Below are 12,007 nucleotides of genomic sequence, written 5' to 3'. Positions count from 1 at the left end.
AAGCCCCGTCAATGCGCAAAATCTACTCAAGCCAAGTATAAACCCAACCCTTTCAACCAACAACATGGACGCATCAACCTGCCGCTAGCAGCGTCGCCGCCATCGTTGTGGCGCCATATAGACCCCACTAAACAAAACTGTCAACGACCAATTTGCTCTTTTTTCAAAAATTCTTTCCACAGAGCTGCAATCAAACAATGCACACCACAGCTCTTTTCAACACCACAAAGCGTAAGCGTGTAACTCTTTACTCGGGCTCATACTCCCGAACGCCGTCATCCTTGGCAAACAAAACGCATGGCCCCTGGGAGCCACGAGGATCATATGCGTATCCTTTCACTGCGAGTGCATGCATCATGTCTCTGATGCCGGCCAGGCCATAGAGATGATCATGAAGTTCTAGGAAGATGCGCTCCACTCCAGTCAAGTCGGCGTTTTGCAACAGGTCGCGTTCAGCACCTTCAATATCCATAACGAGAACGTTGATATTATGCCGGGCAATAAACTCGTCAATATTCGCAGAGGACAACTCTATAGCGCGTTCGTACGGTCCTTGATTCTCATCCATAGAAGACATCCACAGGTCGCGCCGTACATAGAAGCAAAACGAGCCCGGTTCACCCGCCGTAAGAATGCCCTGAGAAACGACAACATTATCCAGGCCGTTAGCATCAATAACTCTACGAGCCAGTGCTGCTGTAGACGGATTTGCCTCGAAAGCCCAAACCGACACGTCTGCAATTTGGGCAATAAGTGAGGTAATAATCCCTATACCCGAGCCGAGTTCCAACACGCGATCTCCCGGTTTTACTGCCTTGAAAATCGAGCGCGCTTCTTTGGCTTCATAACTGCCGCTTGTCAAAGCCTGCCAGATAACCGGCGATACTTCGCCAGACGCGATCGGTACGTTAATTCCGTGTACTTTCAGCAATTTCTACGCCCCAATTCCCCGATGTCAGAGCATGCGTCCGAACGAACGGCAAATATGCTCTAACGTATTGAATGCATCACATGTAACTTTACGGGGTTATTAGTGTGTGAACATACACTGATTTGCGTCTCTGAGGCGAGTTGTCACGACACTGGATCAGCCATCTGAAGCCAGACCGACCGTGTTAACGTCCTGTCCGCTGCCAATATGCAGGTGTTTGAGCTTTGATGCGGGTATCGGCTTGCCTATAAGGTAGCCTTGAACCTGATCGCACCCCAGTCGTTTAAGGCACGCAAACTGCTCTTCGGTTTCGATGCCTTCCGCAATTGTCACCATTCTGAGACTGCGCCCAACACCGGTTACGAGTTCGACGATTGCCAGTGCATCTGGACGGGTTGTCACGTCGCGCACGAAAGATCGGTCGATCTTTATCTTGTCAAATGGAAACCCGCTGAGACTGCCAAGCGACGAATAGCCCGTTCCAAAATCGTCCATAGCGATCTGGATGCCCAATGCTTTCAACTGGCGCAGCGTGCTCAAGGTCTGCTCATTCTTGTCCAGCAAGACCGATTCTGTAATCTCGAGTTCGAGCCGCTCCGCATTAAGCCCGCTTTGTTCAAGTGCATCCAGAACACTTTGAATAAGGTTGAGGCTACGGAACTGAACGGGAGACAGATTAACCGCAATCTTAAGCGGCTTGTTCCAACCTGCAGCTTGTAGACAGGCCGTCTTGAGTACCCAGTCTCCAAGGGTATGTATAAAGCCAATTTTTTCGGCAACCGGAATGAATTCAACGGGTGAAACAGGGCCGCGTATTGGATGGGTCCAGCGGAGCAAGGCCTCATAACCGCATATTTCGCGCGTTATTGTGCAGGCTTGCGGTTGGTAATAGACTTCCATTTCACCGTTCTCCAGTGCTTTCTGAAGATCGGCTTCAAATGATTTTTTCTCCCGCAAACGTGTCTGCATCTGGGATTTGAACACACTCGCATGACCTGGCCCAAGCGCCTTTGCTTCATAGAGTGCCAGATCGGCATGCTTGAAAAGCTCTTCCGTATCCGGCTCGCCCTCGGAAATTGCGACACCAACACAAGTGCCGATTTTTATCTCCAGCTCGCCGACATGATAAGGCTGACTGATCGCCTCCATCAGACGATCTGCAAGTTCAAGAGCTTCTTCTTCCTGCCGTCCTGTGGAAAGCAGAGCAAATTCGTCGCCACCCAAGCGGCAGACCATGTCGCCTTGCCTACCAAGCTTGGTGAGGCGTTTCGCAACTGCCTGCAACAGCGCATCGCCGACATCATGCCCAAGTGTATCGTTGACGTCTTTAAAACCATCGAGATCCAGAAGAAGAATGATTGCCGACTGGCCTCCCGATTGTGCAGCTTCAAGCCTTTTCTCCAGATCCTGGCGGAACAGAACCCGATTGGGTAACCCAGTCAGAGCATCGTGATGTGCGTCATGCTCGAGCCGAAAATTCTGCGATTGCAACTCACCTGTCGCTTGTCGCAGGTCGCTCGTCAGGCGCTGCATACTGCCATGCGCCCGATCAAGAAGCTTGTTGTGGCGAAGCAGAAGAATGACCAGCACCACGCCGCAAAGGATGAGGCCAGCCGCTAAACCGGTATAGATAAGGTGCAATTGTCGAACTTCCGACTGAGCGGCATCGATAAGTCCAACGTCATATTCAACGGCTGACGACGCGAGCGCGGTCATAGGCCCATCAAGCGTACTCATCGATTGCAGAACTGTCTTGATGCCTGCGAGATCCAACTTCTCGAGGCGAACGTCAAGCGTCTGTAGAACATCGCTCAACTTCAAAAACAGATCGCGGCGTTGCGGATCATTTTGGATGAACGATCGCAGGTTGCCCTGCTGTAGCAGCTCCAGTCGGCCCAACATGATATCGAGCCGCAGCCGTACTTCGTCGCGGTGCTCCTCGTTCATGTCCAAGGCATATACAGCCAGGACGTGTTCAAGCCGCATATATTCCGACACCGTTTGTCCAATGGACCATGAGTCGTTATACCGGGAGAATTTCTGAAGCGCTGTCTGTCGTTCAGCAATGACATAGGCGATATAAGCCGTTGCCACTACAAAACAACAGATAATAACGCCTAGAATTCGTCTCACACTTTGCCTCTATTCAACTATCAGCTTGGCAACTTGCCAGGCAGAACGTGTGTAATAGGTCTGAGTTTGGAGCTGTGGGTCGCTGTCATATGGGTAGATTATAAACAAGGGTCCTTTGTCGCGAACCGGCATGTAATTGCCATCTCGCTTCATGGCAAGAATTACATTGAACTTCGTGAAGTCCTCCATCGGCAACTTACTAACGTAATCGTTCAACGCCACCGCAGTCACGTTCGTTCCTTTGGCACCAACAAGCGCCATAAGCTTGTCCATCAATACGCCTTCGAAACGGACGCGGCCATCATACCACGGATTGGTCGTTTCTACTGTCACCAAACCGATAGCTTCGAGCATGTCCCGGTCGAATTGGGCCGTATCGTCAACATTCGTATTCGAGATATTGCCGGATATGACAAGTATCGGCTTACCCGTCGGCTTGGCTAGCGGTTCAGCGACGGCACCGGATAGCCACACAAATGGCAGGAACAAACAGAATAGGAATCGCATAATTTTCATTGCATTTCTCCATGATAATTTAGATTTATAAAGAGAACTGCCTAAATCAACGTAAAGATCGCATGCGTTTCGTATTCTCTCCTGTTCATTTGCAATAGAAATGAAATATCGGATGAAAGGGTGACGTTGCGTAACTTCATATGATCGCGTTAGTGAATTACACTAATGCTGGATCATTTTTATACGACAATAACGCTTTTAGCGTGCCTTGCCCGACAAACGCATTGGAACTTGAACTTCATCCAATGGGGCGGAATACAAAAGCAATGCGGTCAACACTGACTGTTGGATAGGCTGGATAGATATCATCTTTTCAACCGGCAAGCTTTCCGCCCGTCATGGGTGCCGGGACGCCCGTCGTGCTCGGAAAACTTATGGGTAGTCCGCGCAGAACCCGCACAGCGAGAAATGCAAAACATTCAGCTTCTACTGCATCGCCTCGCCAACCAAGTGCTTCAACAGGTATCAGTTCTACTTTCGCGCGCTCAACCAACATGCGCATCATGGTTGGATTGCGACGACCACCGCCGCTGACGGCAAGCCGGCTTGGCCGACGTGGCAAAATATCCAGAGCTTTACCAACCGCAGAAGTGGTGAAGGCAGTTAATGTAGCCGCGCCGTCTGCCTCATTCAGACCATCGGCCATTGAATCAGTAAAATCAAAGCGATCCAATGACTTCGGATATGGCGCGGTCAGATAGGAGTGTTTGAGCAGTTCATCGAGCCGAGCTTCGTCTACGCTGCCCTCTGCGGCAAGCGCTCCGTCACGGTCCATCTCGCCCAAACCACGCGCCTTCATGAAATCGTTGATCGGCGCATTGGCCGGACCGGTATCGAACGCCACGAGCGCATCGTCACCGTCCCACCACGTGATATTGCCGACACCACCAAGGTTGAGAATCGCGGTATTGCCACTCGGGTCGGCACTGCGCAGCAGGGCCGCATGATAGACGGCTGCAAGAGGAGCTCCCTGCCCGCCAGCACGAATATCTGCTGTTCGGAAATCATAAGCAACCTTGGTTGCCAGCAGCTCGCTCATGAGCCCACCGTCGCCAAGCTGCCTTGTTTCACCCAGTCTGCCTGCCTGCGGCGCACGATGCAGAACCGTCTGCCCGTGAAAACCGACAACGCCGATGTCTGCCATAGACAGCCCACTTTCATCGACCAGTTCGCGTACAGCCGCAGACTGCGCACGAGTCAGCGCTTCTTCGGCCTCAGCAAACACGGAAGGCTCCGCGCCTTCAAAATTCCAGATGCGAGCCTCGGCCTGCGCGCGTTCCAGAAGGTCACGGATCCAGCGCGGATAAGGCTTCAGCGCATAGGCGCCAAATTCCGTGATGGTTTCACCGTCCGTCTTCAACAGGGCTACATCGATATTTCCATCGAGAACGGTACCAGTCATCAAGCCAACGGCCCATATTGGTTGCATAGACGTCTCCTATCCCGATGCAATTACGTCGCCAACGCCTCGGCACAGTGAAAGAATATCACTGTCGAAATGGCTTATCGGATGAATGCGATTGGTCAGCAAGGTCAAAGCCCTGCCCGCTTCAAAATCGATCCACAAGCCAATTCCTGTGAACCCCTTATGACCAATCGTATCTTTAGTATTGAAATTGCGGCACAATCAACCCGCATGCACCACACCTTGCAACGCCCAATGATTGCCATCTTGGACTTCACTGTAGAGCAAACAAGTGCGCTAAGTATAATCTTCGGTGGCGGCGCTCATTCCAGATCAAACAGAAAAGGCAACCTTCGCCGATGTCGAGATATAGACCGTCCCCTGAAAGCGGCCTTCACCGAAAATTCGCAATCGTTCTATATCTCTCCATAATGTTCCATTTAGCGGATTTTTGCTCATTCCGTAAACTTTAAAAGGTTGGAATTTTATATATTCCAAGCCAATTTCGATTGTCTTATAGGGCAAGGCATTGATGGGGCATTGCAAGCTTTTGATAAACGCTCGTGGTCGCTCGTCGCGAGCGGTTATGTGCATAAGAGCGTCGCCGCCCAAAATATGAGCGACGGATCAGTCAATGATAGCAGCAGCGGCGAGGCTTGCGAAGGCAGCAACGAATGCCACAGCTACAGCCCCAACTTTCGTAGAAAGATTAAACGTATCACCAGGTGTTTCACGGTTTGACGTGTTGAGATAAACCAGCGCCGCAACGATGATAACAATTGAAAAGCCAAGGGCCGAAACCCATTGCCATAACTCAGGCATAAAACCTCACAGACACTAACCCACTTTTGAAACTGCGCCTTTTATAGACATTTTATTACTGCCACGTGACCTCACTTTATCTGTTCGGCCACTGCTCGCAATTTAACACGAACTCGTGTGCCACATCATCATCAGTTTGTGATGGTACAGCCATCTGAGGGATTCGCGGTCAGCTGCCCCGCTCTTATGCTTTAAAGCACCGATCAATGCGCGTTGTATCGTGTTTCGCGGATCAGCTTCGCGTCTTGAACTTCTTAAACACATCGGCAGAGAGATGACTTTCAGAATAGCAAAGCCGTGATATATCTGCCCACGAGCAAGCTGCGCTCAGGCGATGGCTTTGCCAGAAACAAATCACAAAGGTATGCATCATGACCTCACCGTCATCTCCTCCGCAGATCGAACAGGCAGAACGTCTTGAGCGATTGGCAGTGTTGCAAGGCAAGTTGAGAGAACGCGGGATTGGGGGGCTTTTACTCGGACCAACGGCAAGTTTGCGTTATTACACGGGGCTTGTCTGGCACATCAGCGAACGCTTTCTGGGTGCCCTCGTTACACAATCGGAAGTCATTTATATCGTTCCCGGCTTTGAACAGAGCCGAGTCGAAAGCCTGCCTCACCTGCCGGGAGAAATCCGCGTATGGCAGGAGGAGGAAAGTAGCGCCGCGCTGGTAGCGTCACTCATTCCGGCAGGTGCGACACTTGCCGTGGACGATGCAGTACCGCTGTTCGTCTATAATGCACTTAAACATGAAATCTCGCCGGATCGCTTGCTTGACGGCGGCGAACTAATCCGTGAACAGCGCATCCGTAAGTCGGCCAATGAAATTGCGATCATTCAGTACGCGATGGATCTAACACTCGAAGTCCATCGCCGCGCACATGCGCTGATCAAGCCCGGCATCGCTGCAAGTGAAGTAGTGCGCTTTATTGATGAACAGCATCGTTCTCTCGGCGCTACTGACGGCTCGACATTCTGCATCGTCTCTTTCGGAGCCGCGACCTCGTTGCCGCATGGCGCAGATGGAGAGCAACTCTATCAGACGGGTGACGTTATTCTTGTGGATACCGGATGTCGTATCGACGGTTATCACTCTGATCTTACGCGCACTTACATGCTGGATGAGGCGAGCGAAGAGTTTTCCCGCATTTGGGCAATCGAACGTGAAGCGCAGCAAGCCGTCTTTGATGCAGCGAAACTTGGTGCAGCCTGTTCAAGCCTTGACGACGCAGCGCGCGCTACGCTCATGAAGCATGGATTGGGGCCGGATTATGCGCTGCCGGGTCTTCCGCATCGCGCTGGTCACGGGCTTGGTCTGGAAATTCACGAGGCTCCATACGTCGTTCGCGGGAATTCACTCCCACTTGCTCAAGGTATGTGCTTCTCGAACGAGCCGATGATCGTGGTCCCGGACCAGTTCGGTATTCGTCTGGAAGATCATATACACATGACGGCAACCGGACCGAAATGGTTCACACAGCCAGCGAATAGCCCAACCGAACCTTTCGCTTAAGGGGCAACTACTGTTATCGACTGCCGGGTATCCCCGCCCAGCTTTCCGATTGCTTCCCGGCAATGCCGATCAGATCAATGGCTCGTGCCGCGATCTGATCGGCCACCTCAGTGATCGATTGGGGTTTGAAGTAGAAGGCTGGGACGGGCGGCATCACTATCGCCCCCATTTCCGTAACCGAGCACATATTGCGTAGATGCACCAGATGCAGCGGCGTTTCTCGTGCGATCAGGATCAGCCTACGCCGTTCCTTCAGATGAACGTCTGCGGCGCGCGTCAATAGACTGTCGCTGTGCCCCGTTGCGATCGCCGCGAGGGTCCGCATCGAGCAGGGTGCAATGATCATACCAGCGGTTGCGACCGATCCGCTCGCGATCAGAGCACCAATATCGCCGACAGAATAGCTTCTGTTCGCGAGTCTATGCAGAAGCGCATAGCCATTGGGGCCCAACTCGTGATGCAAAGTCTGCTGTCCAGCGTCCGACACGACCAAATGAGTCTCAACGTCTTTTAAAGTGGATAGCTGCTGCAGAAGCTTGAGCGGGATGAGAGCACCAGATGCGCCGGAAATGCCAACGACAACCCGTTTCATCGCATGCTTTCCTTATTCAACCCAAGCTCACCCCACATAGCATCCACGCGGGCAGTTACATCGTCACTCATTTTCAAAACGGTGCCCCATTCTCGCTCCGTTTCCGAGCCGATCTTGTTGGTCGCATCAAGCCCAAGCTTTCCGCCCAAGCCTGAGCGCGGGGAAGCGAAATCGAGATAATCCACTGGTGTGTCGGCAAGCATGATAACATCGCAGCTCGCATCGAAGCGCGTGGCGAGCGCCCACATGACATCATCCCAATTGCGGACATTTATGTCTGGATCAACCGCGATTATAAGCTTCGTATAACTGAACTGCGGCAGCATCGACCAAAGCCCCATCATCACCCGCCGGGCCTGTCCGGGATAGCGCTTGTCTATCGAAACCACCATTGCACGATAGGAACAAGCAGCTGGAGGCAGCCACAAATCAGCGATCTCCGGGAACTGCTTTCGTACAATCGGCACAAACAGCTCGTTCATCACTTCGCCGAGTCTTGAGGGCTCATCCGGCGGGCGACCAGTATAGGTCGAAAGATAGACCGGATTTTTCCGCATGGTGATCGCCGTAACCTGCATGACAGGAAATTCCTCGACACTATTGTAATAGCCCGTATGGTCACCGTACGGTCCTTCTGGCGCGGTGGCGGATGCGGAAATTCGTCCCTCAAGAATAATCTCAGCGTTAGCGGGTACACAGAGCGGCACTGTGTGCCCATCAACGACGACAGGCCTTCGTCCAGCAAGCAAGCCCGAAAAGGCAAGTTCACTCATCCCCTCGGGCAACGGCATAACCGCTGCAAGGATTGTCGCCGGATCGGTCCCGATAGCGACTGCCACAGGCATATCCTCCCCCCGCCTTTGCCACATGCGGTGATGACGCGCTCCGCCTCGATGGGCTAGCCAGCGCATGATCAACTTTTCCCGGCTATGCTTCTGCATGCGGTAGATTCCGACATTCACATCGGATGGATCGTCTGGTGCTCGTGTGATAACCAACGGCCAGGTGACAAGCGGGGCTGGCTCTCCCGGCCAGCACCACTGGATCGGCAGCATATCGAGATTGACGCCTTCACCTTCCACTATCGTCGCCCGCACCATTGCGCTTCGGACACGCCGTGGGCGCATATTCAACGCGGCCTTTGCCAAAGGCAGCTTGCTCCATATCTCGCCTGCCGAACGGGGCGGCTTTGGTGCCCGCAATTCAGCAAGCATCTCTGCGAGATCGGGAATTTCCTCGACAGAACGGCCAAGTCCCAATGCAATACGTCGCTCGGAACCAAAAAGATTGGCGACGAGAGGGATTGAATGCGGCCGCCCATCAGCATCGACCGGTTGCTCGAAAAGCAATGCTGGGCCATCGACTTCAATTACACGTTTATGAATTTCCGTTATCTCGTGGACAAGAGATACCGGACGCTTAATCCGGACGAGATCGTTGCGATGCTCAAGCTCCGACAAGAAGCTTTGCAGGCAATCGTAATGCGATGGAAAAGATCGGGCCGTTTTCATACCCTAGTTTTGAGTATCGAATTCTTTCGCCGTCTTTGATCTGAATCAAACTCTCCCTGTATTGAATCGCCTACTTCTAATTTCACCTTGTAAAGCTCACCGGAGCTGAGTGATGATGAAGATACCTCCAGCTGTGGCTGTTTCGGCCCGGATTGTCCCGCCAATTCTGCTCGCCCCTTTTGTCTCGCGCGTTTTCTTTCAGGTGATGCGCGCACATCCAGAACTGTTCGAGCGCCTTGGCGACTATGCAACGAAGCGATTTCGCTTTAGCCCGTCCGACATACCGTTCGCTTTCGTGATCGAACCGGATAAGCCGCGCATTACAATAGTACGTAGAGAGGAACCGACAGAAGTAGATGCAGGCATCGAAGGACCATTGGTTATGCTGCTTGCGCTTCTTGAGGGAAAACTCGATGGTGACGCGCTCTTTTTCTCGCGAGACATTACCGTAACAGGCGATATGGAAGCCATGCTGGCGCTCCGCAATGCGCTAGATGACTGCAACATCGACCTTCCATCCGACCTCGGCACAAGCGCCGGACCATTTGCCCCGATGGTTCGCGGCATCGCAAATTACGTACGCAGCAAAGCTCTCGGCAAGGAAGCTAACGGATGGAACTGATTTGTCCGGCGGGCACGCCGTCAGCCTTGCGTGAAGCAGTCGGTGCGGGAGCAGATGCTGTCTATTGCGGCTTTCGTGACGAAACAAATGCGCGCAATTTTCCTGGCCTTAACTTCAGCCGCGACGAACTACGCGACGCAATCCAGTTTGCCCATGCTCGCAAGACACAGGTTTTCGTTGCTATCAACACGTTCATGCGTGCGGGCGACGAACACATTTGGTACCAAGCCGTGGACGATGCATCCTCCTTCGGCGCAGATGCAGTCATCCTCGCCGATTTTGGGTTGATGGCCTATACCGCCGAGAAGCACCCGACTCAGCGGCTCCACGTATCCGTACAAGCTTCCGCTTCCAACGCAGACGCAATCCAGTTTCTCGTCGATGCGTTCAAGGCAAAGCGCGTCGTGTTGCCGCGCGTTTTGACCATTGCTGATATTGCGAAACTCGGTCGCAAGATTGACTGCGAAATGGAAGTTTTCGTATTCGGTGGACTATGCGTGATGGCGGAAGGACGATGCTCTCTGTCGTCCTACGCCACCGGCAGATCGCCTAACATGAACGGTGTTTGCTCGCCGGCCAGCCACGTCCGCTATCGCCGAGATGGAGAGGAACTCGTCTCCGAACTCGGCGATTACACAATCAATCGCTTTCCGTCGGGCGAACCCGCCGGCTATCCAACGCTCTGCAAAGGTCGGTTCCGTATCGCGGACGACCAAGGTTATGCATTCGAAGATCCGGTTTCGCTCGATGTCATGAATCATATCGATGCGTTGCGAGCGGCAGGCGTATCGGCGCTGAAGGTCGAAGGCCGCCAGCGCGGCAAGGCTTATGTTGGCGAAGTCGTCTCAACACTCCGTCAGACGCTCGCCGCAAGTCCCGAAAACCGCGCCGCTCTCTTGTCCCGCCTCCGACTGCTAAGCGAAGGCCAGCAGACGACTTCGGGCGCCTACGACAAGCGCTGGAGATAGATATGTCAGCACCCGGCCTCAGCCTCGGCCCTGTTCTATTCCTGTGGGATGGCCCGAAATGGCGAGACTTTTATTTTCGTATTGCCGATGAAGCCCCGATAGAGAGTGTCACGGTGGGTGAAATCGTATGCTCCAAACGGTTCCATTTCCTGACGCCTTATATGGACGCTGTGATTGAGCGGCTGCAACGCGCAGGAAAGACCGTGAATCTCGGTTCGCTGGCACTCGTGATGCTCGAACGGGAAGCAAAACAGGTCCGTCAGACGATCAACGAGGCGGCGCTGCCGGTGGAGGCGAACGACCTGTCAGCGTTGGGACTTTTGTCCGGTTTGCCGCACATAGTCGGTCCGCTGGTCAATGTTTATAATGCTGCAACTGCTAAAGTCTTGGCCGCCCGCGGTGCCCATTCGATATGCCTTCCGCCGGAGTTGCCAATCAGCTCAATCCGAGAAATTGTCAAAGCTGCCCCGGACATCGATTTCGAGATATTCACATTCGGACGAGTGCCGCTAGCGATTTCAGCCCGTTGCGCGCATGCGCGTTCTAAGGGGCATATCAAAGACAATTGCCAGTTTGTATGCGGAGAAGAACCGGACGGACTGTCTGTCAAGACGCTTGATAGTCAACCGTTCCTAGCCCTCAATGGTGTGCAGACGCTCTCTCATACCTGTCAGTCGCTGATGGAGGATCTACCCGACCTGCAGGAAGCGGGGATCAGGCGTTTCAGACTGTCACCGCAGGATTGCGATATGGTGGAAGTAGCTCGTATCCATGATCAGGTTTTGAACCGATTTATTAGTCCCGCCGAAGGGATCGCGCGCTTGCGAACGGTGTATCCCGACGTGCCGCTCTCGAATGGCTTTTTGCACGGTAGTATCGGAGCCGCATGGATCAGCCGCCAGCGTTTTATCGCTGCAAACTAGCTCTCGAAAGCCGTAACACCGACAAGGAGCGGATGCGTTTGTGGTGGACAGGGTTAGCAATCGCACCCTT

At 53.1% G+C, this 12,007-nt stretch carries 12 protein-coding genes; 5 read left to right on the top strand and 7 right to left on the bottom strand.

The features are described from left to right. Positions 1–247: 247 nt before the first annotated feature. From FJQ48_RS04775 to FJQ48_RS04760, 4 genes are all read right to left on the bottom strand, one after another. On the bottom strand, positions 248–931 hold the full coding sequence (locus FJQ48_RS04775; protein WP_139974059.1) for an FkbM family methyltransferase: 684 nt from the start codon (positions 929–931) through the stop codon (positions 248–250). Positions 932–1,087: 156 nt separating this feature from the next. Continuing rightward, on the bottom strand, positions 1,088–3,064 hold the full coding sequence (locus FJQ48_RS04770) for an EAL domain-containing protein (protein ID WP_139974058.1): 1,977 nt from the start codon (positions 3,062–3,064) through the stop codon (positions 1,088–1,090). Between the two features lie 9 nt (positions 3,065–3,073). After that, positions 3,074–3,580, bottom strand: a complete 507-nt coding sequence (locus FJQ48_RS04765) for an oxidoreductase (RefSeq protein ID WP_139974057.1) — start codon at positions 3,578–3,580, stop codon at positions 3,074–3,076. A gap of 313 nt (positions 3,581–3,893) precedes the next feature. Beyond that, a complete protein-coding gene (locus FJQ48_RS04760; RefSeq protein WP_139974056.1) occupies positions 3,894–5,009 on the bottom strand; it encodes an anhydro-N-acetylmuramic acid kinase in 1,116 nt (371 codons plus the stop codon). 81 nt (positions 5,010–5,090) lie between these two features. On the opposite strand from FJQ48_RS04760, the gene FJQ48_RS22890 reads away from it, so the two are divergent. Continuing rightward, the gene (locus tag FJQ48_RS22890; RefSeq protein ID WP_180350125.1) at positions 5,091–5,417 is read left to right on the top strand and encodes a hypothetical protein; all 327 of its coding nucleotides are present in this window, start codon (positions 5,091–5,093) and stop codon (positions 5,415–5,417) included. A 195-nt stretch (positions 5,418–5,612) separates the two neighbouring features. Here FJQ48_RS22890 and FJQ48_RS04750 read toward each other — a convergent pair whose 3' ends face one another. Further along, positions 5,613–5,807 (bottom strand): hypothetical protein, encoded by a 195-nt coding sequence (locus tag FJQ48_RS04750; RefSeq protein ID WP_139974055.1) that lies wholly within the window; start codon positions 5,805–5,807, stop codon positions 5,613–5,615. 371 nt (positions 5,808–6,178) lie between these two features. On the opposite strand from FJQ48_RS04750, the gene FJQ48_RS04745 reads away from it, so the two are divergent. Further along, positions 6,179–7,321 (top strand): Xaa-Pro peptidase family protein, encoded by a 1,143-nt coding sequence (locus FJQ48_RS04745; RefSeq protein ID WP_139974054.1) that lies wholly within the window; start codon positions 6,179–6,181, stop codon positions 7,319–7,321. 13 nt (positions 7,322–7,334) lie between these two features. Here the strand turns inward: FJQ48_RS04745 and FJQ48_RS04740 are convergent, their stop codons facing one another. After that, positions 7,335–7,913 carry a UbiX family flavin prenyltransferase gene (locus FJQ48_RS04740; RefSeq protein ID WP_139974053.1) on the bottom strand — a complete coding sequence of 193 codons (579 nt, stop codon included), beginning with the start codon at positions 7,911–7,913 and terminating at the stop codon, positions 7,335–7,337. Continuing rightward, positions 7,910–9,424 (bottom strand): UbiD family decarboxylase, encoded by a 1,515-nt coding sequence (locus FJQ48_RS04735; RefSeq protein ID WP_139974052.1) that lies wholly within the window; start codon positions 9,422–9,424, stop codon positions 7,910–7,912. Before FJQ48_RS04735 ends, FJQ48_RS04740 begins: the two co-directional genes overlap by 4 nt. A 112-nt stretch (positions 9,425–9,536) precedes the next feature. Here FJQ48_RS04735 and FJQ48_RS04730 point away from each other — a divergent pair, with 112 nt between their 5' ends. The 3 genes from FJQ48_RS04730 to FJQ48_RS04720 are packed head-to-tail and all read left to right on the top strand — an operon-like array spanning position 9,537 to position 11,937. Beyond that, on the top strand, positions 9,537–10,046 hold the full coding sequence (locus tag FJQ48_RS04730) for an SCP2 sterol-binding domain-containing protein (protein WP_139974051.1): 510 nt from the start codon (positions 9,537–9,539) through the stop codon (positions 10,044–10,046). Further along, positions 10,037–11,014 (top strand): peptidase U32 family protein, encoded by a 978-nt coding sequence (locus FJQ48_RS04725; protein ID WP_139974050.1) that lies wholly within the window; start codon positions 10,037–10,039, stop codon positions 11,012–11,014. The genes FJQ48_RS04730 and FJQ48_RS04725 overlap by 10 nt, the downstream gene beginning before the upstream one ends. A gap of 2 nt (positions 11,015–11,016) precedes the next feature. Then, positions 11,017–11,937, top strand: a complete 921-nt coding sequence (locus tag FJQ48_RS04720) for a U32 family peptidase (protein WP_139974049.1) — start codon at positions 11,017–11,019, stop codon at positions 11,935–11,937. The last annotated feature ends 70 nt before the right edge of the window (positions 11,938–12,007 follow it).

Origin of the sequence: Ochrobactrum sp. CGA5 (assembly GCF_006345815.1) — a bacterium.
In the GTDB taxonomy this organism is placed as follows: Bacteria; Pseudomonadota; Alphaproteobacteria; order Rhizobiales; family Rhizobiaceae; genus Brucella.
Note: the sequence above shows the minus strand (reverse complement) of the source record. Positions and strands in the feature narration are given on the sequence as shown.

Coding starts and splice junctions, on each gene's coding strand:
- FJQ48_RS04740 (WP_139974053.1), bottom strand. CDS start 7,913: ATGAAACGGGTTGTCGTTGGCATTTCCGGCGCATCTGGTGCTCTCATC.
- FJQ48_RS04725 (WP_139974050.1), top strand. CDS start 10,037: ATGGAACTGATTTGTCCGGCGGGCACGCCGTCAGCCTTGCGTGAAGCA.
- FJQ48_RS04765 (WP_139974057.1), bottom strand. CDS start 3,580: ATGAAAATTATGCGATTCCTATTCTGTTTGTTCCTGCCATTTGTGTGG.
- FJQ48_RS04760 (WP_139974056.1), bottom strand. CDS start 5,009: ATGCAACCAATATGGGCCGTTGGCTTGATGACTGGTACCGTTCTCGAT.
- FJQ48_RS04730 (WP_139974051.1), top strand. CDS start 9,537: ATGATGAAGATACCTCCAGCTGTGGCTGTTTCGGCCCGGATTGTCCCG.
- FJQ48_RS04720 (WP_139974049.1), top strand. CDS start 11,017: ATGTCAGCACCCGGCCTCAGCCTCGGCCCTGTTCTATTCCTGTGGGAT.
- FJQ48_RS04735 (WP_139974052.1), bottom strand. CDS start 9,424: ATGAAAACGGCCCGATCTTTTCCATCGCATTACGATTGCCTGCAAAGC.
- FJQ48_RS04750 (WP_139974055.1), bottom strand. CDS start 5,807: ATGCCTGAGTTATGGCAATGGGTTTCGGCCCTTGGCTTTTCAATTGTT.
- FJQ48_RS22890 (WP_180350125.1), top strand. CDS start 5,091: ATGAATGCGATTGGTCAGCAAGGTCAAAGCCCTGCCCGCTTCAAAATC.
- FJQ48_RS04745 (WP_139974054.1), top strand. CDS start 6,179: ATGACCTCACCGTCATCTCCTCCGCAGATCGAACAGGCAGAACGTCTT.